Genomic DNA, 26,775 nt, shown 5'->3' on the forward strand with positions numbered 1-26,775 from the left:
GCAGACACCGTTCGCACGCGGCCCGTTTTGGTCAATCTCTCTTGACAACGCGCCACCCGTCGCCCAGGTCACGCTGTGGGGGCGTGTCGGCATATGCGAGGGGCGCACGCATGTGTGTACGCCCCCTCAACACCACAGGTGGGCGGCCCGACCCGCGCCCCATAGACTGGTGCGCTGCTGACAGCCGAGATAGCGAGGTAGTCCCCCAGTGAAGCTCGTCTTCGCAGGCACCCCCGAGGTCGCCGTACCCGCCCTGGACGCCCTGATCGCCTCCGGGCGGCACGAGGTCGCCGCCGTCATCACCCGGCCCGACGCACCGGCCGGCCGCGGCCGCCGCCTCGTCGCCAGCCCGGTCGCCGAACGCGCCGAGGAAGCGGGCATCGAGGTGCTCAAGCCCGCCCGCCCCCGCGACCCCGACTTCCAGGCCCGGCTGCGCGAGATCGACCCGGACTGCTGCCCGGTCGTCGCCTACGGCGCGCTGATCCCCAAGAGCGCCCTCGACATCCCCCGGCACGGCTGGGTCAACCTGCACTTCTCGCTGCTGCCCGCATGGCGCGGAGCCGCGCCCGTCCAGCAGTCGATCATCGCGGGGGACGAGGTCACCGGCGCCTCCACCTTCCGCATCGAGGAGGGCCTGGACACCGGCCCGGTCTACGGCATCCTCACCGAGGAGATCCGGCCCACCGACACCAGCGGCGACCTGCTCACCCGGCTCGCCTTCGCCGGGTCCGGACTGCTCGCCGCCACCATGGACGGCATCGAGGACGGCACCCTGCGCGCCGTCGAGCAGCCCCACGACGGGATCTCCCACGCGCCCAAGATCACCGTGGAGGACGCCCGGATCGACTGGACCGCTCCCGCGATGCGCGCCGACCGCGTGGTCCGCGGCTGCACGCCGGCCCCGGGAGCGTGGACCGTCTTCCGCGGGGAACGCCTCAAGCTGATCTCGCTCGGCCTGGTGCCCGACCGCACGGACCTGGAACCGGGCGAGCTGGCCCCCGCAAAGAACAACGTGTACGCCGGCACCGGCTCGCACGCCGTGGAGCTGCTGTGGGTGCAGCCGCAGGGCAAGAAGCCGATGCGGGCCGCCGACTGGGCCCGCGGGGTGCGGATCGCTCCCGGCGAGCGGCTCGGCGGAGCCGACGTAGGCTGATCGGTGGCGGCGTCCGAGCGCGGACGCCCCCCGTCCCACCCCTGCACGACCCGCAGCCCCGCACGACCCGTAGCACTCGTAGCACTCGTAAACCCGGAGCACCTTTCACGTGAGCGAACAGCCCCGTCAGCCCCGTCGCAAGCCTGCCCCCGCAGGCGCGGGTGGCAAGCAGGCCAAGCCCTACCGCCGGCCCCAGAAGGACCCCGTCCGGATGCTGGCCTTCGAGGTGCTGCGGGCGGTGGACGAGCGCGACGCCTACGCCAACCTCGTACTGCCGCCACTGCTCAGGAAGGCCCGCCAGGACGAGAACTTCCAGGCGCGCGACGCGGCGCTGGCCACCGAGCTGGTCTACGGGACGCTGCGCCGCCAGGGCACCTACGACGCCGTCATCAAGGCGTGCATTGACCGCCCGCTGCGGGAGGTGGACCCGCCGGTGCTCGACGTGCTCTCGCTCGGCGCCCACCAGCTGCTCGGCACCCGCATCCCCACGCACGCGGCGGTCTCGGCGAGCGTGGAACTGGCCCGGGTGGTGCTCGGGGACGGGCGCGCCAAGTTCGTGAACGCCGTCCTGCGGAAGATCGCCGCGCACGACCTGGACGCCTGGCTGGAGCGCGTCGCCCCGCCCTACGAGGACGACGCCGAGGAACACCTCGCGGTGTACCACTCGCACCCCAGGTGGGTCGTCAGCGCCCTGTGGGACTCGCTGGGCGGCGGGCGCGCGGGCATCGAGGACCTGCTGGAGGCCGACAACGAGCGCCCCGAGGTGACCCTGGTGGCCCGCCCGGGCCGGTCCACTCCGGAGGAACTGCTGGAGGCGGTCGGCGAGGACTCGGCGCTGCCGGGCCGCTGGTCGCCGTACGCCGTGCGGATGGCCGAGGGCGGCGAACCGGGCGCGCTGGAGGCGGTCCGCGAGGGCCGCGCGGGCGTGCAGGACGAGGGGAGCCAGCTGGTGGCCATGGCGCTGGCGGCCGCACCGGTCGAGGGCCGCGACGAGCGGTGGCTCGACGGCTGCGCCGGCCCGGGCGGCAAGGCGGCGCTGCTCGCGGCGCTCGCGGCGCAGCGCGGGGCGTTCCTGCTGGCCTCGGAGAAGCAGCCGCACCGGGCCCGGCTCGTGGAGCGCTCGCTCGCGGGCAACCCGGGCCCGTACCAGGTCATCGCGGCCGACGGCACCCGCCCGGCATGGCTGCCGGGCTCCTTCGACCGGGTCCTGATGGACGTCCCGTGCTCGGGCCTGGGCGCGCTGCGCCGCCGCCCGGAGGCCCGTTGGCGCCGCCGCCCGGAGGACCTGGAGGGCTTCGCGCCGCTCCAGCGCGGGCTGCTGCGCGAGGCGCTGTCGGCGGTGCGGGTGGGCGGCATCGTCGGCTACGCCACGTGCTCGCCGCACCTGGCGGAGACCCGGGTCGTCGTGGACGACGTCCTGAAGGGCCGCGGCGCGGGCCACTCCCCGGTGTCCGCGGAACTGATCGACGCGAGGCCCTTCATGGCGGGCGTCCCGGCCCTGGGCGACGGCCCGGACGTCCAGCTGTGGCCCCACTTGCACGGCACGGACGCGATGTACCTGGCGCTGCTGAGGCGGACGGCGTAGCCGAGTCGTCGGTCCCCCGTCGTCCGTGGTGGCCCACGGGATGACCCGGGCCGCCACGGCCGCCGGCTCCGCGGGCTCCGTCTCGAGGCTTCCGCCTTCCGGAGCCCCCGCCGCACCACCCGGACCCGCCCGGCCGGATACCGCCCCCCGGGGTCGCTCGCGCACCACCCGGTCCCGGCCGTACCGCGCCCGGTCGTCCCGTCCCGTCCTGCGCGGGGCGACTTGCGGGGTCGTGGCCGGAACCCGGTGGGGGCATGGCAGGCTTGGGGCATGGCCGCTCAGATTTATCCCAGCATCCTGTCCGCCGACTTCGCCCGACTCGCCGAGGAGGCGAAGGCCGTCGAGGGGGCCGACTGGTTGCACGTCGACGTCATGGACAACCACTTCGTCCCGAACCTGACCCTCGGCATGCCGATCGTGGAATCGCTGAGCAGGGCCACGGACACCCCGCTGGACCTCCACCTGATGATCGAGGACCCGGACCGCTGGGCCCCCCAGTACGTGGAGGCCGGCGCGGGCTCGGTCACCTTCCACGCCGAGGCCGCCGCCGCACCCGTGCGGCTCGCGCGGGAGATCCGGGCCAAGGGGGCGCGGGCCTCGATGGCGCTCAAGCCCGCGACGCCGATCGAACAGTACGAGGACATCCTCCCCGAGCTCGACATGTTGCTGATCATGACGGTCGAGCCCGGCTTCGGCGGCCAGCCCTTTCTGGACATCATGCTCCCGAAGATCCGCCGTACCCGGGAGCTGATCACCAAGCACGGTCTGGAGCTGTGGCTCCAGGTCGACGGCGGGGTCTCCGCCTCGACCATCGAACGGTGTGCCGAGGCCGGCGCGGACGTGTTCGTGGCCGGCAGCGCGGTCTACGGGGCGGTCGATCCGGCCGCCGCCGTGCGCACGCTGCGTGAGCAGGCGGGTGCGGCGATCGCAGCCGCGCCGTGGGCTTGCGACCACTGAACCAAGGGTTGATGAACAGCTCGGTGAACGGGAGCTGTCCAGGCTGATCAACGGCCGTCGGATCTGACAGGATGAACGGCGAGTCGAGAGTGTGAACAGCAGTGAGGAGAACGCGGTGTCTGCAATGTCGGCGGGACGGTCAGCCCTGCGGATGGGACCCGCGGAGCTGGTGCAGGCGGCGGCCATGGCCCGCCGCTTCTACCTGGAGGGCAAGTCCAAGATCCAGATCGCCGAGGAGTTCGGCGTGAGCCGCTTCAAGGTGGCCCGGGTCCTGGAGACCGCCCTCGAACGCGACCTCGTACGGATCGAGATCCGGGTACCGGCCGAACTCGATGCCGAGCGGTCGGACGCGCTCCGGGCCCGGTACGGGCTCCGGCACGCCGTCGTCGTGGAGTCGCCCGCCGACACCACCGAGGACGCGCCCGACCCGGAGAACCTCGGCGCGGTCGCGGCCGACCTGCTGGGCGAGCTGGTCAACGAAGGCGACGTGCTCGGCCTGGCGTGGGGGCGGTCGACCATCCACATGGCCGCCTCCCTGCACCGGCTGCCGCAGTGCACCGTGGTGCAGCTGACCGGCGTGTACGACGCGGGGACCGCCGAGCGGGGTTCGGTCGAGGCCGTGCGCCGGGCCGCCCAGGTCTCGGGCGGTGACGCGCACCCGATCTACGCGCCGATGCTGCTGCCCGATCCGGCGACCGCGGCCGCGCTGCGCAGCCAGACGGGGATCGCGCGCGCCTTCGAGTACTTCGACAAGGTGACGGTCGCGGCGGTGTCGATCGGCTCGTGGGAGCCGGGCATCTCGACCGTGCACGACATGCTGACCGACGAGGAGCGGGAGCACTACGCCTCGCTGGGTGTGGCGGCGGAGATGTCCGCGCACCTGTTCGACGCCGAGGGGCGTCGTGTCGGTCGGGACCTCGGCGAGCGGTGCATCACCGTCGAGGCGGACCGACTGCGGCGGATCCCCGAGGTCGTGGCGATCGCGGGCGGGCTGCGCAAGGCCTCCGCGATCGGGGCCGTGCTGAGGTCGGGGCTGGTCACCAGTCTCGTCACCGACACGGCGGTCGCCGACTACCTCCTCACCGAGTCGGCCCCCGGGCTGCGGCCGGCGTTGGACCGGGCCGACCCGGACGATTGATGCGGTCTGACCGGGCATGACGGGCCGCGGCGGCCGCTGTTGACGCCGCCGGTGCGGATGGTGCTGGAATTGAGATCCGAACGGCGGGCCGCGCGGCGGCCCGCGGGGCGCATACTGGTTCCAATGACAAAGTCAGCAGTACCTCGCCGCCATTTGCCGTCCAGCCCGTTCAAGGCCCCCGTGGAGCAGCCCATCCGGCAGTTCAACGTCGGCGACCGGGTTACCCACGACGAGCACGGCCTCGGCCGTGTCGTCGGAATCGAGGAGGGGATCGCTGTTCTCGTCGACTTCGGTTCGGTTCAGAAGCGAATCCTGAGTCCCTACACCAAGATGGCCGCACTCTGAGGCCACCGGGCGATTCGCGAGCGAATCGGATATTTGGCACGATCGGTGCATGATCTTTCGGAACGTGCCCCGATCGTTGCTGCGTTTGCTGGGGGCCCTGTTCCTCTGTGTCGCGCTGGTCGGTGCGGTGGGTTGTGGCGGGCAGGAACCCGCACCTTCCGCCGCCTCCCGCGCGAGTGCCTCCGCCGTCCCGGGGTGGGCGAAGGGGATGGCCGCCGTACGGGCCGACGGGCTGCCGCAGCAGGCCCGTGACGTGCTCGCGCTCATCGACGTGGGCGGGCCGTACCCCTACCGGCAGGACGGCACGGTCTTCGGGAACTTCGAGAAGGCCCTGCCCGAGCAGAGGCGTGGCTACTACCACGATTACACCGTGCGGACGCCGGGAGAGCGTGATCGCGGAGCCCGGCGGATCGTGACGGGTGAGGGTGGGGAGTTCTTCTACACGGACGACCACTACGACACCTTCAAGGCGGTTCTCCGATGAGCCTGGACCCGCAGCCGCTCGCCCCGGCGCTCGAAGCCGCCGAAGCCGCGGGCCGGACGACCGTACGGCTGGACCTGAGCGGGGTACGGGACAAGTCCGAGCTGATGCGGCGGTGCGGGGATGCCTTGCGGCTGCCGGAGTGGGTCGGCGGGAACTGGGACGCGTTGGCCGATGCGCTGCGGGACCTGTCGTGGTTGCCGGTGCCGCGGGGTGGGGGGTGGCTGGTGGCGGTGACGTCCTGGCGGGATTACGCCGATGCCCGGCCGGGCGAGTGGGAGACGCTGGTCGAGGTGTTGGAGGAGGCCGTGGGCTTCTGGCGGGAGCCGGGGCCGGGGCCGGGGCCTGGCGGAGGCGGGCTGGAGCTGGTGGTGGTGCTGGCCGAGGGTGAGGCCGGGCCCGGGCCGGTTGCCGGGGCTCCGCCCCGGACCCCGCGCCTCAAACGCCGGCGGGGCTGAAAGATCGCCTCAAACGCCGGCGGGGCTGGGGTTGGCCGGGTGGGGCTGAAAGAGCGCCTCAAACGCCGGCGGGGCTGGGTTCGCCGGGCGGGGCTGGGTTGGTCGGGCGGGGTGGGAAGAGTGCCTCGAGCGTTGGCCCGGTGGGGTTGGAGAAGCTGGGTTGGGGGCAGGCGCCTGGCCTGCCCCCTGGGTCAGTTCTGGGTGGTGTTCGGGATCCAGGGTGGGGTTTGGCCCCAGGACCAGACCGGGATCTTGGCCGCGTCGACCGGGGGCGGGTTGGGGCCCGAGTAGATCAGGGCCATGCGGGTGCCCCACTCGATGTAGTAGGCGAACACTCCCCGGAATTCCGGGTCCGTCGGGAGGCCGACCTCGTCGGCCGTGTCCATCAGCAGGTCCACCCAGCGGCGGCGCTGCCGCTCGGTGATTGCCCGGCCCAGGTGCTTGGTGGCCATGTGCTGGTGGCCGCCGTGGTGGGCGGTGTAGTCCGCGGGGCCGCCGAAGACCTCCGACAGCCAGACCGCGACGTGCTGCGGGTGTTCCGAGTCCATGCCGGCGAAGACCGGGGCCAGGATCTCGTCCTGCAGGGCGTGGGCGTAGAAGGCGTCCGTAAGGCGGTTCATCGCCTCCGCTCCGCCCATCCACTCGTAGATGGTGGGTGTGGTGCTCATCGTTATCCGGCGGCCTTTCCCGTGCCCACGACGCCCGTCACGAGGTAGTGCTGCATCTCCTCGATGGCCGTCACGTAGGGACGGATCGCGTGGAAGAAGGCCGGGAAGTGCTCGCCCTTGCGGAACCCGCCCAGGTGGTCCTCGATCGAGGTCCAGCGGATCCGCAGGATGTAGCGCTCCTTCTCCTCGTCGCAGCGGGCCAGCTCGTAGTCGATGCACTCGGGGGATGCGGCCAGGGACTCGGCGGCCCGGGCGTACGCGTCCTCGAAGGCCGACTGGTCGTCCAATGCGATCCGGTAGCGGATGTATTCGACGGTGGTGGTCATGGGTGCGTGCCTCTCCCTGGGTGTAGGTCGTCGCCAGCCTTACGCGATCACGCGCCGCCGTGGGGCGGATTCGTCATTCGGACCCGGACTTCATGGAGTCGGTCGGTTCGGAGACGTCGGGGCCCTGGGCGCGGACCCGCTGGACCTCGTCCAGGGAGTCGCGCAGCTCTGTCAGCCATTCGTCCGTGTTGCGGCCGACGAGCCGGACGCACCAGGCGAGGGCGTCGGCCCGGCTGCGGGCCACGCCGCCGGCGACCAGGGTGTCGAGGACCTGGCGCTCGGACTGGCGCAGGCGGGTCATCACCGGGACGGCGAGGTGGGTGAACAGGGTCGTCTCCTCACCCACCCGCACGCCCCAGGCGACCTTCCGGCGGTAGAGCTCTTCGGCCTCGCGGGCCACTTCGATGCGCTGTTCGCGGGTGCGTTCGCGGAACTCCTTGACCGATTCGGCCGCCGGTATGACGCCGACGACCGTGATCTCCTCGCGGTCGAGGGTGACCGAGTCCAGGGACTCGTAGACGTCGACCGGCAGGCGCTCGGCGAACCATGCGCGGAGCTGTTCGCTCTGTTCGGCTGTAATCATGTAATCAACGTTGCATCCGTTGCGACCTTGATCACAAGGCTCGGGGCGTTCGCTCTCAGCCCATCGAGCGGTAGCGGTGGATCAGCGACACGGCCATCGCTCCCTCACCCACGCCCGAGGCGACCCGTTTCACCGAGTGGGCGCGGACGTCGCCCGCCGCGAAGACCCCGGGGACGCTCGTCTCCAGCGGGTACGGGGCGCGCTCCAGGCTCCACTCGGCCGGCAGCTCGCCGCCGTTGGAGATCAGGTCCGAGCCGGTGAGGACGAAGCCGTACTCGTCGCGCTCGACGACGCCCGCGAGCCAGTCGGTGTGCGGGCGGGCGCCGATGAAGGTGAACATGAAACGGGCCGGGACCTCGGTGTCCTCGCCCGTGTCCGCGTCGTGGAGGGTGAGGCGTTCCAAGTGCTCCTCGCCGTCCAGTCGGACCACCGTCGTGCGCACCTTCACCTCGATGTTCGGGGTGCGGTCGATCTCGTCGATCAGGTAGCGGGACATGCTCGCGTCCAGGGAGGCCGCACGGACCAGGATCGTCACGCGGGCGGCGTACTTGGCGAAGTGCACCGCCGCCTGGCCCGCAGAATTGGCCCCGCCGACGATGAACACGTGCTGCGAGATGCAGGCCGAGCTCTCCGTGGTGGCCGCGCCGTAGTAGAGGCCGGCCCCCTCGAAGCGGTCCGCGCCGGGGGCCTCGAGGCGGTTGTACGAGACCCCGGTGGCCAGCAGCACCGTCTCGGCGGAGATCTCCGTGCCGTCCGCCAGGGTCAGGATCTTGGCCGGGTCGTCCCGGGTCAGCGAGACCACCTCGACCGGGTGCAGGATCTCGGCGCCGAACCGGGAGGCCTGGATGGTGGCCCGGCGGGTCAGGTCGCCGCCCGAGAGGCCCGAGGGGAAGCCGAGGTAGTTCTCGATCAGGCTGGACGTGCCCGCCTGGCCGCCGGGGGCGCGGGAGTCCAGCATGAGGGTCGACAGGCCCTCCGAGGCCGAGTAGACCCCCGCAGCCAGCCCCGCCGGGCCCGCGCCGACGATGACGCACTCGTAGTGCGGGCGGGAGGCGGTGGTGGCCAGGCCCAGGCGCTGGGCGAGCTGGGTGTCGGTCGGGGCCGAGAGCACCGATCCGTCCGGGAAGCGGACGAGGGGGAGCGCCCCGTCGGGCTGGGCGGCGATCAGGGTCAGCGCCTCGGGGTCCCGTTCGACGTTGAGGAAGCGGAACGGCTGGCCGTTGCGGGTGAAGAAGTCCCGCACGGCGTGGGTGCCGGGGGAGACGAGGTGGCCGGCGACGATGATCCCGTCGTACGCCGGCCGGTAGGTGGCCAGCCAGTCCGACAGCAGGTCGTCCAGGACCGGGAAGAGCCGCTCGTGCGGCGGGTCCCAGGGCTTGAGCAGGTAGTAGTCCAGCCGGACCCGGTTGATGGCGGTGATCGCGGCGTCGGTCTCCGCGTAGGCCGTCAGCAGGACGCGCCGGGCGTCCGGGAAGCGGCTGACCGCCTCCAGCAGGAACTCGACGCCGGTCACGTCCGGCATGCGCTGGTCCACGAGGAACAGCGCCGGGTCGTGGCCGCGTTCGTCGAGGGAGTCCAGGATCTTCAGGGCGTCGGCCGCCGAGGAGGCGCCGAGCACCCGGTAGCGGTCACCGTAGGCGCTGCGCAGGTCGCGGCGGACGGCGCGCAGCACCTGCGGGTCGTCGTCCACGGCGAGGATGACCGGCTTCTTGTGCTCCGCGCGTTCGGCGGCCGCGGCCCCCGAGGTGGCGGTGGCGGCGGCGGAACCCTCCGGGGCCGCGCTCATGCCGGGTCCAGCATCAGCTGGTCGGCGTAGCACCAGGCCCAGTCCTCGCCGGGCTCGTGGGAGGCCGCGATGGCGTGCTCGGTGGTCCGGTAGTGCCGGGTGGCGTGACGGTTCCTCGACGAGTCGCAGCATCCGACGTGCCCGCAGCTGAGGCACATCCGCAGGTGCACCCAGGTGTCGCCGGCGATGAGGCACTCCTCGCAGCCCACGGCCGTGGGTTTCACCGGACGTATCTGATCGATGTGTGTGCACAACAGGTCCATCGTCCTCGTCCCCGTCCCTCTCCTCGTGCTCTTCCGTGCTGTTGCTCGTGCTCTTGCTCGTTCATCAAGTCGGCTCGTGCGCCCGTGATTCACGGCGCGTCCAGACCATAGGACGGAGCCACCGGAACGGTTCATCGATTCGGCCGAAGTCAGGTAGTCCTGAAGCTACTTCCTGACGTCTGCGGACGACTTCCTGAGGTGCTGCCACGAGCTGGCCCGCTACCTCACGAAGTCGCATACCAGCGCTTTGACGAAGCCCCCGGGCGCGGCCAGTGTGGGGGACGCCAACGACAACAGGCGGCGCCTGGAGGAATACGTGAGCAGAAAGATTCTGGTCATTGTCTCCGAACACGGTTACTGGGCCGAGGAACTGATAGGCCCCGTATCGAAGTTCGACGAGCGGGGCTACGAGGTCATATTCGCCACGCCGACCGGAAAGCGTGCACACGCTCTTCCGCCGAGCCTCGACGCGAACTACATCGATCCCCCGCTGGGACGCTCGGTCACCACCGAGGAGAACGCCCGGCTGGGGCGGGAGTTCGAGCGGTCGAGCCGGCTGGACTCGCCGCTCGACATCGAGGCGTGGGTCCCCGAACGTCCGTACACGAGCGACGAGGGCTATCTGCCCAAGCTGGAGCAGTACCACCGCGATCTCGACAAGCTCGACGCCGACATCGCCGCGTACGACGCGATCCTCATCGTCGGCGGCAGCGGCCCGATCGCGGACCTCGCCAACAACGAGCGCGTGCACGCCCTGATCCTGGCCTTCCAGAAGGCCGGCAAGGTCGTCGCCGCCGAGTGCTACGGCGTCGCCTGCCTGGCGTTCGCCCGGGACTGGGGCGACCGCAGGAGCATCATCTGGGGCAAGCACGTGACCGGCCACTGCAAGGAGTACGACTACAAGGACGGCACCGGATTCCTCGGTACCGACTTCAACATGGGGCCGCCGCCGTATCCGCTGGAGTACATCCTGCGCGACGCGACGGGCCCGCGCGGCGCGTACCACGGGAATTTCGGCAAGCCGGTATCGGTCATCGTCGACTTCCCCTTCGTCACCGGACGTTCCACCCCCGACTCGTACCTCACGGGGCAGAAGATCGTGGAAGTCCTGGAGGACGGTCTCACCCGATACGGCTGGTGATCCCGGAAGCCGCAGGGAAATCGCAGAGTTGAGGGGGAATTCATGGAAGCCACTCCCGGACGGGAAAGGCTGATCGAGCAGTTCAAGGCCGACGGCCTGAATGTGATGTTCGGAAATCCGGGGACGGTGGAACAGGGATTCCTCGACGCGGTGGACGCGGCGGAGGACTTCCACTACGTCCTCGCCCTCCAGGAGACCGTGGCCGCCGGCATCGCCGACGGGTACGCCCGGGCGACCGGCGGCGCGGCCCTGCTCCAGCTGCACTCCGGCGTCGGCCTGGGCAACGGCATCGGCATGCTCTACCAGTCGCTGCGCGGCCACACCCCGCTCGTCGTGGTCGCCGGTGACGCCGGGGTCCGCTACGACGCCATGGACGCGCAGATGGCATGCGATCTGGTGGCGCTGGCCAAGCCGGTGACCAAGTACGCGACCCGGGTCACCGACCCGCGGTCCGTGCTCCGCACCGTCCGGCGGGCCGTGAAGATCGCGCTCACCCCGCCCCGCGGGCCCGTGTTCGTGGCACTTCCCATGGACGTGCTGGACGAGCTCAACTCCGAGCCCGTCCTGCCCTCCGCGCAGGTGCTCACCGACGTGTCGCCCTCGCCGGCCTCGGTGGGGCGGGCGGCCGAGCTGCTCGCCTCCGCCGAGCGGCCGATCGTCCTGGTCGGGGACGGGGTCGCGCTCTCCGGGGCGCAGAACGAGCTCGTCGCCGTCGCCGAGCTGCTGGGCGCCGACGTGTACGAGGTCGACTCGTCCGAGGTGAACATCGCGGCCTCGCACCCGCTGCGGCGGGGCCAGACCGGGCACATGTTCGGCCCGCACAGCAAGGAGCTCGTCGGGGACGCCGACGGGGTGCTGATCGTCGGCACCTATGTCTTCCCGGAGGTCTTCCCCGAACTGGAGAGCCCCTTCAGGGCGGGCGCCAAGGTCGTCCACATCGACCTCAACGCCTACGAGATCGCCAAGAACCACCCGGTGGACCTGGGCCTGGCCGCGGATCCCCGGCAGGCGCTGCGCGCGCTGGCCGGCGTACTGGAGCGGCGGCTCGGCCCGCAGCGGCGGGCCGCGGCGGCCGCGCGCCTCGACGTACGGACCCGGGAGCGGGTCCGCGAGGTGCAGGAGGCCCGCTCGGCCCCGGACGACGGCACGCCGATGGCCGTCTTCCTGAAGACCCTGGCCGAGCGCACCGGCGGGGACCTGATCGTCTTCGACGAGGCGCTGACCACCTCGCCGCTGGTCACCCGGTACCTGCCGGCGGAGCGCCCCGGTGACTACCACCTCACTCGGGGCGGCTCGCTCGGCGTGGGCTTCCCGGGCGCGGTCGGGGCCAAGCTGGCCCGGCCGGAGCGGATGGTGGTCGGCTTCGCGGGCGACGGCGGGTCCATGTACACGTACCAGGCGCTGTGGACGGCGGCCCGGCACGGCATCGACGCCAAGTTCGTCGTGTGCAACAACCGCAAGTACCGGCTGCTGGACGACAACATCGCCCAGTACTGGCGGGAGCGGGACATCCCGGAGCACGGCTTCCCGCACTCCTTCGACCTCTCCCACCCCGAGATCGACTTCGCCGGGCTGGCCCGCTCGCTCGGCGCCGGCGGGATGCGCGTGGAGAAGCCGGACGAGGCGGTCGCCGCCGTGGGCCGGATGCTGTCCCACCCCGGACCCTTCCTCGTGGACATCCAGATCTGACCAGAGCACTCACGCAGCACGGACAGGAGGAGACCGCATGCCCGCCGAGCGGCAGCTGACCGAGGACGCGATCCGCAGTTTCGCCGAGAACTGGTACGTGGCGCTGGACCAGCACGTGGGTCTGGACGACGTGCTCGCCCTGATCACCGAGGACCTGGAGTTCAAGGTCCCCGAGGACACCTTCCTCGGACACGAGGGGTTCGGCCGCTGGTACGCGGCCGTCACCCACCGCTTCTTCGACGAGGTCCACACCGTCACGAAGGTGGAACCCGTCATCGAGGGCGACCGGGCGGTCGTCCGGGTCCTCGTCAACTGGCAGGCCAAGATCTGGGACCCGCCGGCCGCCCGCAGCCAGTGGCTCGGTTTCGACGCCGACCAGACCTGGACGGTCGTGGCCGGTCCGGACGGACCGCTGATCAAGCAGTACACCGTCAACGACCTGGCGCCGATGCCCGGTTCCGGCTCGCTCTGAGCGCCGGCGAAGGAGGAGCGACGATGACCGAAGTGACACGGGAACGGGTCGAGGCGGCCTATGCCGCCCTCGGCTCCGGCGACCGGGCGCGCATCCTCGAGTACTACTCCGAGGACCTGCGCTGGCTGGTGCCGGGCAGCCACCCGCTGGCCGGCTGGTACGAGAGCCTGGACGCCTTCCTCGAGCTGATGGGGCAGACCCACAAGCTCACGGGCGGCACCTTCCGGATGGACATCCAGGCGGTCCTCGTCGGTGAGGACTGCAGCGCCGACGTGTGCCGCAACGTGGCTCTGCGGGACGGCGCGGACGAGACGAGCACGTCCCCGTACGAGCGGATGGACTACCCGGTCTTCCACTTCATGCGGTGGCGCGGCGGCCGGATCGTCGAGGGCCGGGACGGGCTCTTCGGGGACTCGGCGACCGCCTTCAGCCAATTCTGGGCGCCGTTCGCGCCGGACGGAACCCGCAGGGACCGATAGGGGGTCGAGCGCGATGGACCGACACGAGAGCCACACCGAAATCCTCCGGAAGTACTACGAGTACGCCAACGCCGGGGACTGGGACCGCTGGTGCGACCTGTTCGCCGACGACCAGGTCATGGACGAGCAGCTCGCCGGCCACATCGAGGGCCTGGACGTGCTGCGCTCGATGATGAAGGGCATGGGCACGATGTACCGGGTCTTCCGGAACGAGCCCGTGCACTTCCTCGTCGACGGCGAGAAGGCCGCGGCCGTCTCCCACCTGACCGCGATCAGCGCCTCCGGCGAGCCCGTCGAGGCCGAGGTCATGAACTTCTTCCGGATCGTGGACGGAAAGATCGCCTACATGGCGAACTACCACGACACGGTTCCCTTCCAGGTGCTGAGCCAGGGCTGAGGGGGATCCATGAGCGTCGAAGAGTACGACTACATCGTCGTGGGATCCGGCACCGCCGGCAGCGTGCTGGCCGACCGGCTCTCCGAGGACCCGGACGTCTCCGTGCTGGTCCTGGAGGCGGGCGGCTCCCGCATCCCGCCCGAGGTGGACGACCCGTCCTCCTGGTACAAGCTCCTCGGCGGGCCGGTGGACTGGGGCTACACCAGCACCCCGCAGCCCGGACTCGACGGCCGCCGTACGTACGAACCGCGCGGCAAGGCCCCCGGCGGCAGCAGCAACCTCTACATCATGATGCACATCCGCGGCCACGCCTCGGACTTCGACAACTGGGCCTACCAGGGCGCCGCCGGCTGGTCCTACGAGGACGTGCTGCCCTACTTCGCCCTGCTGGAGGGCCAGGAGGACGTCACCGCCGCCACCACGGGCACCCGGGGCCCGCAGCGGATCACCAACGCCGGGCTGCACGGCCCCAACCCGGTCTCCCGCGCCTTCATCGACGCCGCCGTCGAGCTGGGCCACCAGGAGATCGCCGACTTCAACACCGACGGCCCCCGGCGCGGCCTCTTCGGCACCGGCTGGCACCACATCGACGTGGCCGACGGCCGCCGCCAGGGCGCCCTCGCCGCCTACCTGGAACCCGCGCTGCGGCGCGCCAACCTGACCCTGCGCACCAACGCGCAGAGCACCCGGCTGCTGATCGACGGGGACACCTGCACGGGCGTCGAGTACGTCCAGCTCAAGGCCCCCGCCGACGTCCCCGGCCGGACCGTCCGGGACGGCCACAGCGCCGCCGCGGCGCCCGGGCCGCACACCGCACGGGCCCGTCGCGAGGTGATCGTGGCGGCCGGGGCGATCGAGTCCCCGAAGCTGCTGCTGCTCTCCGGCATCGGCCACCCGGAGCAGCTGCGCGAGCACGGCATCGAGGTCACCGCGGCCCTGCCCGGGGTCGGCGAGAACTTCCACAACCACGTCCTGACCGGGCTGATGGCCGAGGTCACCCAGGAGCTCCCGCCGCCGGCGCAGAACCTGTCGGAGAGCGCTCTATTCCTGTCCTCGCAGCCCGGGCTGCCCGCCCCCGACCTGCAGATCGCCTTCGTCCACGTGCCGTTCGACGTGATCGTCGGCCAGGACCACCCCCACACGGTGTCCATCCTGCCCGGTGTCGTACGGCCCGTCTCGCGCGGCTGGATCAAGCTGGCGAGCGCCGACCCGCTGGCCCACCCGCTGATCAACCCGAACTACCTGGGCGACCGGTGGGACCTGGAACGGATGGTGCAGGGCATCAAGATCGCCCGGGACATCTTCGCGACCTCCGCCTTCTCGCCCTGGTACAAGCAGGAGCTGCAGCCCGGCCCCGGCTACGCGAGCGACGACGACCTGCGGACCTTCGCGAGGCAGAAGTCGGAGAGCTACCACCACCAGGCCGGCTCCTGCCGCATGGGCATCGACGACCTCTCCGTCGTCGACCCCGAGCTGCGGGTGCACGGCGTACGGAACCTGCGCGTGGTCGACGCGAGCGTGATGCCCGCGGTCCCGTCCGGCAACTGCCACACCGCCATCGCGATGATCGCCGAGCGCGCGGCGGACTTCCTGAAGGGAGCCTCCCGTGTCTGACGCGGTACTGCGCGAGGGCGCGCTGTCCGGGACCCGGATCGCGGTCCTGGTCGAGAGCGACTACTACGAGCCGGAGATCTTCTACTACCAGCACCGGTTCGCCGAGGAGGGCGCCGAGGTCGACTTCCTGACCCGGCTGTGGGGCAACGACTCCATCACCTTCACCGGGCACGAGTACCGGGCGCCCTTCACCGCCACGCAGTCCCTGGAGGGGCTGAGCGACGCGGAGCTGCGCCGGTACGCGGCGATCATCGTGCCCTCCGGCATGGTGGCCGACCGGCTGCGCTACACCGAGGACGTGGACGTCCTCGCCCCGGCGACCGAGCTGCTGCGCCGGGCCTTCGCGGAGCCGACGGTCCTCAAGGGGATCATCTGCCACGGCATGTGGCTGGCCTCCTCGATCCCCGAGAAGATCCGCGGCCGCAAGGTGGTCTGCCACAACAACCTCATCGGTGACGTCCGGAACATGGGCGGGGAGTACGTCGACGAGGACGTGGTGGTCGACGGGGACCTGGTCACCGGCCGCACCGGAGCCCACCACCACCTGTTCGCCCGCCGGATCATCGAACTGATCGCGGCCGGCCGGGGCCGGGGGGCCGGCTGATGGCCGCCGGGCTGCGGTGGTCCCACGTGGGCCTGAACTGCACGGACCAGAAGACCACCGAGGAGTTCTACACCCGGTACTTCGGCTTCGCCCGGGCCCGCGTCGTCGACCTCGGGGAGGCGCAGATCGTGTTTCTGCGCAAGGGGGACGCGTACCTGGAGCTCTTCGCGGCCGGCGCCGCCGAACCGGCCCGCCCGGCGCCGGGGGTCCCCCCGGCGGTAGCTGGGGGAGACGGTCCGCAGGCCCCCGGCCGGATGCGCCACCTGGCCTTCCAGACCGACAGCGTGGACGCGTTCCTGGCCGAGCTGGGCGACGCGGCGGAAGTGACCCTGGGACCACTGGACTTCGACGACTTCATCTGCGGCTGGCGGACCGTGTGGGTCCGCGATCCCGACGGGGTCATCGTCGAAGTCAGCCAGGGGTACGAGGACGACGGCTCTCACGACAAGGACGGTGCGTGACCCATGGCTGACGCCGTGACCTTCTCCTTCTCCGACACGATCGCGGGATACGTCACCCGCTTCGACTCCGGGGCCCGGCTGCTGAGGCTGAAGACCGCCGACGGGCGCGAGTTCGACGTCTCCCTCGCCGGTGACCCCAGCGCCGAGCTGGTCCGCAACCTGGACGAGCCCTACATCGACGCCTCCGGGCACATCGACGAGATGCTCTCGCCCGGCCGGTTCCTCTTCGTCTACGGGGTGCACTACCCGGAGCGCGGCGGGAGCTTCGACGCCAAGCGCCTGGTCTTCCTGGGCCGCGGGTCCGAGGACTACCGCTTCGAGGAGCCCAGCTGGTGGATCAAGCAGATCGAATCCCTGGCCGACTTCTACAAGCGGGCGCAGTTCGGCGACGGGCCGGTGGACTTCACCGAGTACCGCACCGAGATCCGGCTCGGCGGTGACAAGACCGCCAGCCACGTCCAGGAGACCGACACCATCTCCCGCCTGGTCTACGGCATGGCCTCGGCCTACCTGCTGACCGGCAAGGACGAGTACCTGGAGGTCGCCGAGCGCGGCACCGAGTACCTGCGCAAGCACATGCGGGTCGTGGACAGCGAGGAGGACGTGGTCTTCTGGTACCACGGCATCAGCGTCGACGGGGACAGCGAGCGCAAGCTCTTCACCTCGGAGTTCTCCGACGACTACGACGCGATCCCGATGTACGAGCAGATCTACGCGCTGGCCGGCCCCATCCAGACGTACCGGGTCACCGGTGACGTCCGGATCAAGAACGACGCGGACGCCACCATCAGGCTGTTCGACAAGTTCTTCTTCGACCCGGAGCAGGGCGGCTACTACTCGCACATCGACCCGATCCTCTTCAGCGCCGACCACGAGTCCCTCGGTGAGAACGCCGAGCGCAAGAACTGGAACTCGGTCGGCGACCACGCGCCCGCCTACCTGATCAACCTGTACCTGGCGACCGGCGACCAGAAGTACGCCGACTTCCTCGAGTACACCTTCGACACCATCGCGGACAAGTTCCCGGACTACAAGAACAGCCCCTTCGTCCAGGAACGATTCTTCCGCGACTGGTCCCACGACAAGGCGCACAGCTGGCAGCAGAACCGAGCGGTGGTCGGCCACAACCTCAAGATCGCCTGGAACCTGATGCGGATGAACTCGCTGAAGGCCAAGCCGGAGTACGAGCAGCTCGCCAAGAAGATCGGCGAGATCATGCCGGCGGTCGGCAGCGACGTGCAGCGCGGCGGCTGGTACGACGTCGTCGAGCGGATCAAGGAGGGCGACCAGGAGGCGTACCGGTTCGCCTGGCACGACCGCAAGGCCTGGTGGCAGCAGGAGCAGGCGATCCTCGCCTACCTCATCCTGAACGGCACGGTCGGCGGCGACGCGAACCTGCGCGAGGCCCGCCAGGCCCAGGCCTTCTACAACACCTTCTTCCTCGACCACGACGAGGGAGCCGTCTACTTCAACGTGCTCGCCAGCGGTACGCCGTACCTGCTCGGCACCGAGCGGCTCAAGGGCAGCCACTCGATGTCCATGTACCACTCGGCGGAGCTCTGCTACCTCTCCGCCGTCTACAACAACCTGCTCATCAACGGCCGGGAGATGGACTTCCACTTCCAGCCCGACCCGACGAACCTGCCCGACCGCGTCCTGCGCGTCTCGCCCGACCTGCTCCCCGCCGGTTCGGTGAGGATCGCGTCCGTGGAGATCGACGAGAAGCCGTACACCGACTTCGACGCCGACGCCCTCACCGTCCGCCTGCCCGACGTGCAGAGCCGCGTGAAGGTCAAGGTCCGGCTGCGTCCGGTCGCCAAGAAGTAGCGCTCAACGGGGGGCGCCCCAACCAGAGGGGAATGCAATGACTCTCAACGTCAAGGAACGCCGGAACAAGACGGGCACCGTGCTCGTCGCCACCGGCGAGATCAACAGCGAGACATCCGGCTCGTTGCTCCAGGCACTGCTGCCGCTGGTCCGCGAGGGCAAGCCGCTGAAGATCGACCTCACGGCGGTCACCTACGTCTCCAGCGCGGGCCTGCGCACCCTGCTCGTGGTCTACCGCGAGGCGCAGCACGCCGGCGTCGCGGTCACCCTCTACGGGGTGAGCGAGGAAGTCCGGTTCGTCATGTCGGCCACCGGGTTCCTCGACTTCTTCGAAACCGGCGAGGCCGTCGCCGCGGCGGCCAAGGCCAAGGCCAAGGCCGCGCGATGACCGAGACCCGGTCCGAGCAGGTGCTGCGCGTCGACGCCTACCCGACCCACGAAGTGGGCGGGTACCGCGTCCGCGCGGGCAAACCGTTCCCCTTCGGGGCCAACGTGGTCCCCGGCGGGGTCAGCTTCTCCGTCTTCTCCGACCAGGCCACCTCCATGACCCTGGTCATCTTCAAGCGCGGAGAACCCGAGCCGATGGCCGAACTGGAGTTCCCCGAGGAATTCCGCACCGGCAGCGTCTTCGCCATGACCGTCTTCGGCCTCGACCACGAGAACATCGAGTACGGGTACCGGGCCGACGGTCCCTACGACCCGGTCACCGGCCACCGCTTCGACGCCCGGCAGGTGCTCTCCGACCCCTACGCCCGACTGATCGCCGGTCGTGACGTGTGGGGCGTGGAGCCGGACCGCAGCCGCGGCTACCAGTACCGCTCCCGCGTCTGCCTCCAGGACTTCGACTGGGGCGACGACACCCCACTGGGCATCCCCGCCGAGGACCTCGTCGTGTACGAGACCCACGTGCGCGGCTTCACCCGGCACCCCTCCTCGCAGGTCACCGCTCCCGGCACCTTCGCGGGGCTGCGCGAGAAGATCCCGTACCTGAAGGAACTCGGGGTCAACTGCATCGAGCTGCTCCCGGTGTTCGAGTTCGACGAGAGCGACAACCCGCGCAGCAACCCGGAGACGGGCGAGCAGCTCTTCGACTACTGGGGCTACAACACCGTCTCGTTCTTCGCGCCCAAGGCCGGCTACGCGGCCACCGGACGCTACGGCATGCAGGGCGACGAGTTCCGCACCCTGATCAAGGACCTGCACGCGGCCGGCATCGAGGTCATCCTCGACGTCGTCTTCAACCACACCGCCGAGGGCAACGAGCAGGGCCCGACGATCTCCTTCAAGGGGCTCGACAACGCCACGTACTACATGCTCACGCCCGAGGGGTACTACTTCAACTTCAGCGGCACCGGCAACACCGTCAACTGCAACCACCCCGTCGTGCGCAACTACGTGCTCGACTGCCTGCGCCACTGGGTCGCCGACTACCACATCGACGGATTCCGCTTCGACCTGGCGGCCATCCTCGGCCGGGCCCTGGACGGCACCCCGCTGCCCAACCCGCCGCTGCTGGAACTGCTCGCCTACGACCCGGTCCTGCGGCACACCAAGCTGATCGCCGAAGCCTGGGACGCCGGCGGCCTCTACGAGGTCGGCAACTTCCCGGCCTACGGCCGCTGGGCCGAGTGGAACGGCAAGTACCGCGACACCGTGCGCAGCTTCCTCAAGGGCGACCCCGGGGTCACCGGCGAACTGGCCACCCGGATCGCCGGCTCGCCCGATCTGTACGCCACCCGCGGCACCGCGGCCTCGGTCAACTTCCTGACCGCGCACGACGGTTTCACCCTCGCCGACCTGGTCTCCTACAACGACAAGCACAACGAGGCCAACGGCGAGAACAACAACGACGGTGCCAACGACAACAACAGCTGGAACTGCGGCGCCGAGGGACCCACCGACGACCCGGAGATCAACGCGCTGCGCACCCGGCAGATGAAGAACGCCCTGGCGATCCTCTTCACCAGCCAGGGCATCCCGATGCTGCTGGCCGGGGACGAGGTCGCGCGCACCCAGCAGGGCAACAACAACACCTACTGCCAGGACAACGAGCTCTCCTGGTTCGACTGGGACCAGGTCGACGACAACGCCGAACTGCTCCGGTTCACGCGGGAGATGATCGAATTCCGCAAGCACCACCGCGAACTGCGCTCCACCGCCCACCCCACCGGCCAGGTCCGCGAGCACCTGGGCCTGCCGGACATCAGCTGGCACGGGGAACGGGCCTGGCAGCCCGACTGGTCGGCCGAGAGCCGGCTGCTGGCGGTGGCCCGCTGCGGCACCGGCGACGACGACGTGGTGTACGTGGCCATGAACGCGCACTGGGAGTCGCACGACCTGGAACTGCCCGCCCTGCCGGGAGGCCGGAGCTGGCACCTGTTCGCCGACACCGGGGCCGAAGCACCGTACGACATCCGCACCCCCGGAGCCGAGCAGGAACTGGACAACGCCGGGAAGTACCTGATCGGCCCGCGCTCGGTCGTGATCCTGGTGGGCCGCACGAACGTTTCCGACGACCTCGACACGCCCCGACCGAAGGAGACCTGACATGCCGCTTTCCGTGTCCCTGAGCATCGAGGGCGACACCACCGTGATCGAACTGACGGGCGAGCTGGACGCCAAGACCGCACCGGACTTCCACCGGACCATCGAGAAGGCCGCCGGCCACGGCACCCAGACCGTCGAGATCAGGATGGCTGGCGTCGGCTACATGGCCAGCGCCGGACTGCGCTCCCTGGTCTTCGCCCAGCAGAAGGTCGCGAACGACGTCACCATCAAGGTGGTCGGTGCCATCGAGCCCGTGTCCCGCACCATCCGGACGGCCGGGCTCGACCGGAGCATCGTTCTCTCCGATGAGTGACCACCGTGACTGACATGGTCGAACTGGCGAGGAAGTCCTGCGTACTGGAAGTGCCCGCAACGGTGGGGGCACTGGGCGAAATCGCCTCGTTCGTACTGCGGCTGGCCGCAGCGGCGGGCCTGGACAAGGGCGCCGCCTACCGGCTCCGGCTGGCCGTGGACGAACTGGCCACGAACGTCGTGATGCACGGGTACCGGGGCGGCGGCGGACGGATCACCGTCCGCGGCCGCTCCGGCCCCGGCGGGGTGCAGATCGTCATCGAGGACACCGCACCCCCCTTCGACCCCGTCGAAGGCTGCTTGCCGCCCGCCCACGGGGTCCCCCCGCAGGACCGGCGGATCGGCGGCCTCGGCATCCACCTGGCACTGACCAGCGTGGACGAGTTCGGCTACGCGCACAGGGACGGCCGCAACATCAGCACCCTGACTGTGAAGGCTGAGGGGACCGACCGATGCCCTCCACGACCGTGATCATCCTCGACGCGTACCCGCCACCGCCGCCCGCGCTGCTCGACGCCCTGCGGACGATGGACGCGGCACTCGTCACCCGCTCCCTCGCGGAGCTGCGCGAAGGCGCGCTGGAACTGCTGCCCGTCGCGGACGTGCTGCTCGCCCCGGCCGAGTCCGACGGGGAGGCGGTACGGATGGCCGTACGCCGGCTGCGCCGCTGGGCCGGGGCCCCCATCGTGGTCGTCTGGACCGTGACGGAGTTCGCCGCCCTGGAGGAGCACGTCCGGATCGGGCACGACTACCTCGTACCGCCCTTCCTGCCCGCCCTCGTCGGGGCCCGGCTGCACAGCTGCTCGGAACGCGCCGGACTCGGCCGCACCCTGCGCGAGGCCGACGCCCGCGCCGAACTCATGGGCTACGAGAAGGAACTGGAGATCGGCCGGGAGATCCAGGCGGGCTTCCTGCCCGAATCGATGCCCGTCCCCGACGGCTGGGAGATCGACGTGCGGTTCCGCCCCGCCCGACAGGTCGCCGGAGACTTCTACGACGTCTTCGAGATCTCCCGCGGCCGCCGGCTCGCCTTCGTCGTCGCCGACGTCTGCGACAAGGGGGTCGGTGCGGCACTGTTCATGGCGCTCATCCGCTCCCTGCTGCGGCACACCGCGCAGAACAGCGGCCTACAGCACCTGGTCGCCGGACGCGCCGGCGGCAGCCGGCGGATCCCGGTCGTCGGCGCCACCCCGCTGCTCAACGCGGTCACCGCCACCAACGGCTACCTCACCCGCAACCACCTGCGGCAGGGCTACTTCGCCACCCTCTTCTTCGGGGTGCTCGACCCGCTCACCGGCAGCCTCGTCTACATCAACGGCGGCCACAACCCGCCCCTGCTGCTGCCCGCCGACGGCAGCCCGCCGGTCGCCCTCCACATCACCGGGCCGGCCGTCGGGATCCAGCCCGACTGCGTCTACACCCTCGGCTACGCCCAGCTCGACCCGGGCGACACCCTGTTCGCCTTCACCGACGGAGTCCCCGAAGCCCGCTGCCCGGACGGCAGCTTCCTCGGCGACGACCGGATGCTGGAACTGCTCGCCGGGCCACCGGTCAGCGGCAAGGACGTGGTCGACCGGATGGACCTGGCGGTGCGCGAGCACACCGGCACCGCCGAACAGCACGACGACGTCACCATGCTGGCCCTGCACCGGCCGCGCGCGGCGCGGGGGCCGCGCGCGGACGGCGCCGGCACCCGGGTGGTGGCCTAGATGACCCGCACCATCGTCGTGCACTCGCACCGCGGTGGGACGGGCAAGTCCTCGGTACTGGCGAACCTCGCGCTGCTCCTGGCGGGCGAGGGGCGCCGGGTGGGGGTGGTCGACACCGATATCCAGTCGCCCACCCTGGACCTGCTGTTCCGCCTGGGGCCCGGCGCCTCCCTGACCGACTACCTGCTCGGCCGCTGCGAGATCGAGACCACCGCCCAGCAGGCGGGGGCGCCCGGGCTGTACGTCGTACCGGCCCGGACCGGGACGGCCGCCCTGCGCGAGATCATGGCCGGGGGCTACGACGTGGGGCTCTTGCCGGAGGGCTTCGACCGGCTGGCCGCGCACTTCGCCCTCGACGTGCTGCTGCTCGACACCCACGCCGGGCTCAACAACGAGTCGGTGACGGCCATGGCGAGCGCCGACGTACTGATGATCATGGCGCGGGCCGACCGGATCGACCTCTCCGGGGTCGAGGAGACCATCGCCCTCGCCGGGCGATTGACCTGCCGGCGGAACCTGGTCCTGAGCATGGCACCCGAGGGCATCGACCGGGACGCGGCCCGCCGCCGCTCCGAGGCGGTCTACGGTGCGCCACTGGCCGGAATCCTTCCCTACTCGCCGGAAATGGCGGCGTTGTACGGCGAACGCATATTTGCCGAAGCCCACCCCGACCACCCCCTGGTCGGTGAATTCCGCACCATCATCTCGGCGTTGGACGCACGTGACGAAGTATCGCGGGCCTGACGTCATCCCCCTTACGCCCCCCGCGGGTGGCGTGTTGAATCGGCAGCGAATCCAGAACAAGGAGAGAATCATGAAGATTCTCGTCGTCATGACGGCCAAAGCCACACTGCATCTGCTCGACGGTGAACAGCACCCCTCGGGATTCTGGGCCGAGGAATTCGTCGTGCCCTTCTCGCTCTTCAAAGCGGCCGGCCACGACGTGGACGTGGCGACGATCGGAGGCAGGGCGCCGACGGTCGACCAGACGAGCATCGACCCCCAGTTCCTCCAGTGGGTCCGCCCCCAGGGTTCGCCGGACGAGGACGCGGCCAACGCCGCCGCATACGTCCGGGCCATCGAGAACACCCCCCAACTGAGGGCCCCCATCGCACTGGAGACCCTCACCGAGAAGGACATCACGGACTACGACGGCGTGTACGTCAGCGGCGGCCACGGCGCCATCGGCGACCTCCCCAAGTCCGACGAGCTCGCCCAGATCCTGCGCTGGGTCATCGCGCAGGACAAGCCGCTCGCCACCGTGTGCCACGGCCACACCGCACTGCTCGCACTGCGCGACGGCGAAGGCCGCTGGCCCTTCGAGGGCTACCGGATGACCGCCTTCTCGCACAGCGAGGAACTGGTCACCAACATGGCCGGCCGGCTCCCGCTGATCCTGGAGGTCGAACTCACCCGGCTCGGCGCCCGCTACGAGAAGGCCGAAGCCATCTGGGACGCGCACGTGGTCGTCGACCGCAAGCTGACGACCGGCCAGAACCCCTACTCCTCCAAGGCCCTCGCCGAGACGTTCTTACGGCAGCTCGCGAAGGGCTAGTACCGCCCCCCGCACCCGAAACCGGAAGGCAGCCATGACCAAGCGTGAGCTGAGCGGCCAGCCCCTCGCCAACCCCGGGAAACTGTTCATCGGCGGCGCCTGGGTCCCGGCCCAGGACGGCCGTACCGAACCGGACATCAGCCCCGTGGACGGGCAGGAGATCGTACCGGTGGCCCAGGCCGCCGCCGCCGACGCGGACGCGGCCGTCGCCGCCGCCCGCACGGCGTACGAGGAAGGCCCCTGGAGCAGACTGTCCGCCCAGGAGCGCGCGCTGCGGCTGAACCGGGTCGGCGAGCTCATCGAGCGCGACCTGGAGGAGATCGCCCTGCTGGAGACCGTGGACATGGGCAAGCCGTTCGCGTTCTCCAGCACGGTCGACGCCCCCATGGCCGCCCAGCTCATGCACTACTACGCCGGGGCCGTGACCCGGGTCGACGGCTCCTCGCGCGCCCCGGCCGGCGGCCAGCTCGCCTACACCCTGCGCGAACCGCTGGGCGTGGTCTGCGCCATCACCCCGTTCAACTTCCCGCTGCTGCTGTCGATGACGAAGATCGCACCGGCGCTCGCCGCGGGGAACACGGTGGTCCACAAGCCCTCCCCGGCCACCCCGCTGACCGCCCTGAAGATCGCCGAGCTCTTCCAGGAGGCGGAGATCCCCGACGGGGTGCTGAACGTCATCACCGGTCCGGGCGTGGAACTGGGGGAGACCCTCACCGGCCACCCCGACATCGACAAGATCGCCTTCACCGGTTCCACCTCGGTCGGCCAGACCATCATCCGCAAAGCGGCCGGCACCCTGAAGAAGGTGACGATGGAGCTCGGCGGCAAGTCCGCCAACATCGTCTTCGCCGACGCCGACCTCGACGCCGCCGAGGAACTCGCCTTCTTCGGCATCTACTACAACAAGGGCGAGATCTGCACCGCCGGCTCCCGGCTCCTGCTCCAGCGCCCCATCCACGACGAGATGGTCGAACGCCTCGTCCGCCGGGCCGCCGACCTGAAGCCCGGCGACCCGCGCGACCCGGCCACCCTCTTCGGACCGCTGGCCCACCGCGGACAGTTCGACAAGGTCAGCTCGTACATCGAGGTCGGCGAGAAGGAAGGCGCGGTCCTGCGCACCGGCGGCAGCGGCTGGACCCCCGAGGGCGCCTCCAGTCAGGGCCTGTACTTCCTGCCGACCGTCTTCACCGGCGTCGACAACGGCATGCGGATCGCCCAGGAGGAGATCTTCGGCCCGGTCCTGTCGATCATCCCCTTCGACACCGAGGAGGACGCCGTGCGCATCGCCAACGACAGCGCGTACGGCCTCGCCGCCGGCGTCCACACCAAGGACCTGCGGCGCGCCCACCGGGTCGCCTCGCAGATCAAGGCCGGCACGGTCTGGGTCAATTGCTACAACCAGTACGACCCCGCCGTGCCCTACGGCGGCTACAAGGCCTCCGGCTACGGCCGCGAGTGCGGCCCCGAGTCGCTGGAGAGCTACACCCAGACCAAGTCGGTCTGGATCGGCATGGACTGAGAGCGCGACCGAAGCGGCGCACGGGCGCGACCGACATCGCGGACGGGCGCGACCGGAACGGCGAACGAGACCCCTTCCCGAGGAGCGGCAATGCGGACAGGCATCATCGGCACCGGGCGGATCGGCTCGACCCTGGCCAGGATCCTCGTGGCAGCGGGCCATCAGGTCGTCCTCGCGGGCGCCCGGGGCCCGCAGGCCCTCGGCCCGCTCGTGGCCGAGCTGGGCCGGGCGGCCTCGGCGGCGCACCCCGCCGAGGCCGCCGACCGGGCCGAACTCCTGGTGCTGATGGTGCCCTTCGAAAGCGTCCGCGGGCTGCTCCCGCCGTACGCCGTGCAGGACAAGGTGCTCGTGGACGCCACGAACGCGTTCGGCGGCCCCGGCACCCCCGCAGACCTCGGCGGGCGCGGCTCCAGCGACCTGGTCGCCGAGTGGTACCCCGACGCCCAGGTCGTCAAATCCCTGAACACCATGCATTTCGAAACCCTCGCCGTCGCGGGCACCGCCCCCGGAGAACGCCTGGCACATTTCACCGCGGGCGACGACGCGAAATCGAAAGAAATCGTCGCGGGAATCATCACGGATCTGGGATTCGCACCCGTGGACACCGGCCCGTTGCACTCCGGAGGAATTCTCCAACAGCCCGGCGGGCCCCTTTTCAACCGGCCGCTCACGGAAGCGCAGGCGCTGGCATGGATATCACACTGAA

At 70.5% G+C, this 26,775-nt stretch carries 30 protein-coding genes; 25 read left to right on the forward strand and 5 right to left on the reverse strand.

The window, feature by feature from the left end:
• Positions 1 to 208 precede the first annotated feature (208 nt).
• From fmt to OG594_RS14120, 7 genes are all read left to right on the forward strand, one after another.
• On the forward strand, positions 209 to 1,153 hold the full coding sequence (gene fmt, locus OG594_RS14090) for a methionyl-tRNA formyltransferase (RefSeq protein WP_266598688.1): 945 nt from the start codon (positions 209 to 211) through the stop codon (positions 1,151 to 1,153).
• Positions 1,154 to 1,262: 109 nt separating this feature from the next.
• Positions 1,263 to 2,738, forward strand: a complete 1,476-nt coding sequence (locus tag OG594_RS14095; RefSeq protein ID WP_266598690.1) for an RsmB/NOP family class I SAM-dependent RNA methyltransferase — start codon at positions 1,263 to 1,265, stop codon at positions 2,736 to 2,738.
• Positions 2,739 to 3,008: 270 nt separating this feature from the next.
• Positions 3,009 to 3,695 (forward strand): ribulose-phosphate 3-epimerase, encoded by a 687-nt coding sequence (gene rpe, locus OG594_RS14100; protein ID WP_266598692.1) that lies wholly within the window; start codon positions 3,009 to 3,011, stop codon positions 3,693 to 3,695.
• A 124-nt stretch (positions 3,696 to 3,819) separates the two neighbouring features.
• Positions 3,820 to 4,833 carry a sugar-binding transcriptional regulator gene (locus tag OG594_RS14105; RefSeq protein WP_189740535.1) on the forward strand — a complete coding sequence of 338 codons (1,014 nt, stop codon included), beginning with the start codon at positions 3,820 to 3,822 and terminating at the stop codon, positions 4,831 to 4,833.
• 123 nt (positions 4,834 to 4,956) lie between these two features.
• Positions 4,957 to 5,178, forward strand: a complete 222-nt coding sequence (locus tag OG594_RS14110) for a CarD family transcriptional regulator (protein WP_030012151.1) — start codon at positions 4,957 to 4,959, stop codon at positions 5,176 to 5,178.
• Positions 5,179 to 5,227: 49 nt separating this feature from the next.
• Positions 5,228 to 5,662 (forward strand): ribonuclease domain-containing protein, encoded by a 435-nt coding sequence (locus OG594_RS14115; RefSeq protein ID WP_266598695.1) that lies wholly within the window; start codon positions 5,228 to 5,230, stop codon positions 5,660 to 5,662.
• Positions 5,659 to 6,117 (forward strand): barstar family protein, encoded by a 459-nt coding sequence (locus OG594_RS14120; protein WP_266598697.1) that lies wholly within the window; start codon positions 5,659 to 5,661, stop codon positions 6,115 to 6,117. Before OG594_RS14115 ends, OG594_RS14120 begins: the two co-directional genes overlap by 4 nt.
• A gap of 191 nt (positions 6,118 to 6,308) precedes the next feature.
• On the opposite strand, the gene OG594_RS47085 is transcribed toward OG594_RS14120, so the two are convergent.
• The 5 genes from OG594_RS47085 to OG594_RS14140 all read right to left on the reverse strand — a co-directional run bounded on the left by OG594_RS47085 (position 6,309) and on the right by OG594_RS14140 (position 9,743).
• Positions 6,309 to 6,785, reverse strand: a complete 477-nt coding sequence (locus tag OG594_RS47085) for a group II truncated hemoglobin (RefSeq protein ID WP_323185217.1) — start codon at positions 6,783 to 6,785, stop codon at positions 6,309 to 6,311.
• 2 nt (positions 6,786 to 6,787) lie between these two features.
• Positions 6,788 to 7,111: an antibiotic biosynthesis monooxygenase family protein gene (locus OG594_RS47090; RefSeq protein WP_323185218.1), complete on the reverse strand. Its 324-nt coding sequence runs from the start codon at positions 7,109 to 7,111 to the stop codon at positions 6,788 to 6,790.
• Positions 7,112 to 7,184: 73 nt separating this feature from the next.
• The gene (locus tag OG594_RS14130; protein ID WP_266598699.1) at positions 7,185 to 7,694 is read right to left on the reverse strand and encodes a hypothetical protein; all 510 of its coding nucleotides are present in this window, start codon (positions 7,692 to 7,694) and stop codon (positions 7,185 to 7,187) included.
• 55 nt (positions 7,695 to 7,749) lie between these two features.
• On the reverse strand, positions 7,750 to 9,480 hold the full coding sequence (locus OG594_RS14135; RefSeq protein ID WP_266598701.1) for an FAD-dependent oxidoreductase: 1,731 nt from the start codon (positions 9,478 to 9,480) through the stop codon (positions 7,750 to 7,752).
• The gene (locus OG594_RS14140; protein ID WP_033226151.1) at positions 9,477 to 9,743 is read right to left on the reverse strand and encodes a UBP-type zinc finger domain-containing protein; all 267 of its coding nucleotides are present in this window, start codon (positions 9,741 to 9,743) and stop codon (positions 9,477 to 9,479) included. Before OG594_RS14140 ends, OG594_RS14135 begins: the two co-directional genes overlap by 4 nt.
• Before the next feature lie 316 nt (positions 9,744 to 10,059).
• Here OG594_RS14140 and OG594_RS14145 point away from each other — a divergent pair, with 316 nt between their 5' ends.
• The 18 genes from OG594_RS14145 to OG594_RS14230 all read left to right on the forward strand — a co-directional run bounded on the left by OG594_RS14145 (position 10,060) and on the right by OG594_RS14230 (position 26,774).
• Positions 10,060 to 10,884, forward strand: a complete 825-nt coding sequence (locus OG594_RS14145; RefSeq protein WP_266598703.1) for a type 1 glutamine amidotransferase domain-containing protein — start codon at positions 10,060 to 10,062, stop codon at positions 10,882 to 10,884.
• A 42-nt stretch (positions 10,885 to 10,926) separates the two neighbouring features.
• Positions 10,927 to 12,573 (forward strand): thiamine pyrophosphate-binding protein, encoded by a 1,647-nt coding sequence (locus OG594_RS14150; RefSeq protein WP_266598705.1) that lies wholly within the window; start codon positions 10,927 to 10,929, stop codon positions 12,571 to 12,573.
• A 37-nt stretch (positions 12,574 to 12,610) separates the two neighbouring features.
• A complete protein-coding gene (locus tag OG594_RS14155) occupies positions 12,611 to 13,045 on the forward strand; it encodes a nuclear transport factor 2 family protein (protein WP_030008816.1) in 435 nt (144 codons plus the stop codon).
• Between the two features lie 23 nt (positions 13,046 to 13,068).
• Positions 13,069 to 13,524 (forward strand): nuclear transport factor 2 family protein, encoded by a 456-nt coding sequence (locus OG594_RS14160; protein WP_030008817.1) that lies wholly within the window; start codon positions 13,069 to 13,071, stop codon positions 13,522 to 13,524.
• A 13-nt stretch (positions 13,525 to 13,537) separates the two neighbouring features.
• Entirely contained in the window at positions 13,538 to 13,921 is a 384-nt protein-coding gene (locus OG594_RS14165) for a nuclear transport factor 2 family protein (protein ID WP_266598709.1), read from the forward strand.
• Positions 13,922 to 13,930: 9 nt separating this feature from the next.
• On the forward strand, positions 13,931 to 15,535 hold the full coding sequence (locus OG594_RS14170; protein WP_266598711.1) for a GMC family oxidoreductase: 1,605 nt from the start codon (positions 13,931 to 13,933) through the stop codon (positions 15,533 to 15,535).
• Positions 15,528 to 16,139, forward strand: coding sequence for a DJ-1/PfpI family protein (locus OG594_RS14175; RefSeq protein WP_266598713.1), 612 nt, complete (start codon positions 15,528 to 15,530; stop codon positions 16,137 to 16,139). Before OG594_RS14170 ends, OG594_RS14175 begins: the two co-directional genes overlap by 8 nt.
• Positions 16,139 to 16,600, forward strand: coding sequence for a VOC family protein (locus OG594_RS14180; protein WP_266598715.1), 462 nt, complete (start codon positions 16,139 to 16,141; stop codon positions 16,598 to 16,600). Before OG594_RS14175 ends, OG594_RS14180 begins: the two co-directional genes overlap by 1 nt.
• Positions 16,601 to 16,603: 3 nt before the next feature.
• Entirely contained in the window at positions 16,604 to 18,427 is a 1,824-nt protein-coding gene (locus tag OG594_RS14185; RefSeq protein ID WP_266598717.1) for an AGE family epimerase/isomerase, read from the forward strand.
• Positions 18,428 to 18,464: 37 nt separating this feature from the next.
• On the forward strand, positions 18,465 to 18,815 hold the full coding sequence (locus tag OG594_RS14190) for an STAS domain-containing protein (RefSeq protein WP_030008823.1): 351 nt from the start codon (positions 18,465 to 18,467) through the stop codon (positions 18,813 to 18,815).
• Positions 18,812 to 20,974, forward strand: a complete 2,163-nt coding sequence (glgX, locus tag OG594_RS14195; RefSeq protein ID WP_266598719.1) for a glycogen debranching protein GlgX — start codon at positions 18,812 to 18,814, stop codon at positions 20,972 to 20,974. Before OG594_RS14190 ends, glgX begins: the two co-directional genes overlap by 4 nt.
• 1 nt (position 20,975) lies before the next feature.
• Complete coding sequence (locus OG594_RS14200; RefSeq protein ID WP_030008825.1) at positions 20,976 to 21,287, forward strand: STAS domain-containing protein; 312 nt, start codon at positions 20,976 to 20,978, stop codon at positions 21,285 to 21,287.
• Positions 21,284 to 21,757 carry an anti-sigma regulatory factor gene (locus tag OG594_RS14205; RefSeq protein ID WP_266598722.1) on the forward strand — a complete coding sequence of 158 codons (474 nt, stop codon included), beginning with the start codon at positions 21,284 to 21,286 and terminating at the stop codon, positions 21,755 to 21,757. The genes OG594_RS14200 and OG594_RS14205 overlap by 4 nt, the downstream gene beginning before the upstream one ends.
• On the forward strand, positions 21,739 to 22,995 hold the full coding sequence (locus tag OG594_RS14210; RefSeq protein ID WP_266598724.1) for a PP2C family protein-serine/threonine phosphatase: 1,257 nt from the start codon (positions 21,739 to 21,741) through the stop codon (positions 22,993 to 22,995). The genes OG594_RS14205 and OG594_RS14210 overlap by 19 nt, the downstream gene beginning before the upstream one ends.
• Positions 22,996 to 23,739, forward strand: a complete 744-nt coding sequence (locus OG594_RS14215) for a MinD/ParA family protein (RefSeq protein WP_266598726.1) — start codon at positions 22,996 to 22,998, stop codon at positions 23,737 to 23,739.
• A gap of 70 nt (positions 23,740 to 23,809) precedes the next feature.
• Entirely contained in the window at positions 23,810 to 24,550 is a 741-nt protein-coding gene (locus OG594_RS14220) for a type 1 glutamine amidotransferase domain-containing protein (protein WP_266598728.1), read from the forward strand.
• 34 nt (positions 24,551 to 24,584) lie between these two features.
• A complete protein-coding gene (locus OG594_RS14225; protein ID WP_266598730.1) occupies positions 24,585 to 26,069 on the forward strand; it encodes an aldehyde dehydrogenase in 1,485 nt (494 codons plus the stop codon).
• 90 nt (positions 26,070 to 26,159) lie between these two features.
• On the forward strand, positions 26,160 to 26,774 hold the full coding sequence (locus OG594_RS14230) for an NADPH-dependent F420 reductase (protein WP_266598732.1): 615 nt from the start codon (positions 26,160 to 26,162) through the stop codon (positions 26,772 to 26,774).
• Position 26,775: the final 1 nt, after the last annotated feature.

Origin of the sequence: Streptomyces sp. NBC_01214 (assembly GCF_026340975.1) — a bacterium.
In the GTDB taxonomy this organism is placed as follows: Bacteria; Actinomycetota; Actinomycetes; order Streptomycetales; family Streptomycetaceae; genus Streptomyces.

Bases quoted from the DNA above. Each gene is read 5' to 3' on its own strand.
- rpe (WP_266598692.1), top strand. From the start codon at position 3,009: ATGGCCGCTCAGATTTATCCCAGCATCCTGTCCGCCGACTTCGCCCGA.
- OG594_RS14105 (WP_189740535.1), top strand. From the start codon at position 3,820: ATGTCGGCGGGACGGTCAGCCCTGCGGATGGGACCCGCGGAGCTGGTG.
- OG594_RS14110 (WP_030012151.1), top strand. From the start codon at position 4,957: ATGACAAAGTCAGCAGTACCTCGCCGCCATTTGCCGTCCAGCCCGTTC.
- OG594_RS14115 (WP_266598695.1), top strand. From the start codon at position 5,228: ATGATCTTTCGGAACGTGCCCCGATCGTTGCTGCGTTTGCTGGGGGCC.
- OG594_RS14120 (WP_266598697.1), top strand. From the start codon at position 5,659: ATGAGCCTGGACCCGCAGCCGCTCGCCCCGGCGCTCGAAGCCGCCGAA.
- OG594_RS47085 (WP_323185217.1), bottom strand. From the start codon at position 6,785: ATGAGCACCACACCCACCATCTACGAGTGGATGGGCGGAGCGGAGGCG.
- OG594_RS47090 (WP_323185218.1), bottom strand. From the start codon at position 7,111: ATGACCACCACCGTCGAATACATCCGCTACCGGATCGCATTGGACGAC.
- OG594_RS14130 (WP_266598699.1), bottom strand. From the start codon at position 7,694: ATGATTACAGCCGAACAGAGCGAACAGCTCCGCGCATGGTTCGCCGAG.
- OG594_RS14135 (WP_266598701.1), bottom strand. From the start codon at position 9,480: ATGAGCGCGGCCCCGGAGGGTTCCGCCGCCGCCACCGCCACCTCGGGG.
- OG594_RS14140 (WP_033226151.1), bottom strand. From the start codon at position 9,743: ATGGACCTGTTGTGCACACACATCGATCAGATACGTCCGGTGAAACCC.
- OG594_RS14150 (WP_266598705.1), top strand. From the start codon at position 10,927: ATGGAAGCCACTCCCGGACGGGAAAGGCTGATCGAGCAGTTCAAGGCC.
- OG594_RS14155 (WP_030008816.1), top strand. From the start codon at position 12,611: ATGCCCGCCGAGCGGCAGCTGACCGAGGACGCGATCCGCAGTTTCGCC.
- OG594_RS14160 (WP_030008817.1), top strand. From the start codon at position 13,069: ATGACCGAAGTGACACGGGAACGGGTCGAGGCGGCCTATGCCGCCCTC.
- OG594_RS14165 (WP_266598709.1), top strand. From the start codon at position 13,538: ATGGACCGACACGAGAGCCACACCGAAATCCTCCGGAAGTACTACGAG.
- OG594_RS14170 (WP_266598711.1), top strand. From the start codon at position 13,931: ATGAGCGTCGAAGAGTACGACTACATCGTCGTGGGATCCGGCACCGCC.
- OG594_RS14180 (WP_266598715.1), top strand. From the start codon at position 16,139: ATGGCCGCCGGGCTGCGGTGGTCCCACGTGGGCCTGAACTGCACGGAC.
- OG594_RS14185 (WP_266598717.1), top strand. From the start codon at position 16,604: ATGGCTGACGCCGTGACCTTCTCCTTCTCCGACACGATCGCGGGATAC.
- OG594_RS14190 (WP_030008823.1), top strand. From the start codon at position 18,465: ATGACTCTCAACGTCAAGGAACGCCGGAACAAGACGGGCACCGTGCTC.
- glgX (WP_266598719.1), top strand. From the start codon at position 18,812: ATGACCGAGACCCGGTCCGAGCAGGTGCTGCGCGTCGACGCCTACCCG.
- OG594_RS14200 (WP_030008825.1), top strand. From the start codon at position 20,976: ATGCCGCTTTCCGTGTCCCTGAGCATCGAGGGCGACACCACCGTGATC.
- OG594_RS14210 (WP_266598724.1), top strand. From the start codon at position 21,739: ATGCCCTCCACGACCGTGATCATCCTCGACGCGTACCCGCCACCGCCG.
- OG594_RS14215 (WP_266598726.1), top strand. From the start codon at position 22,996: ATGACCCGCACCATCGTCGTGCACTCGCACCGCGGTGGGACGGGCAAG.
- OG594_RS14220 (WP_266598728.1), top strand. From the start codon at position 23,810: ATGAAGATTCTCGTCGTCATGACGGCCAAAGCCACACTGCATCTGCTC.
- OG594_RS14225 (WP_266598730.1), top strand. From the start codon at position 24,585: ATGACCAAGCGTGAGCTGAGCGGCCAGCCCCTCGCCAACCCCGGGAAA.
- OG594_RS14230 (WP_266598732.1), top strand. From the start codon at position 26,160: ATGCGGACAGGCATCATCGGCACCGGGCGGATCGGCTCGACCCTGGCC.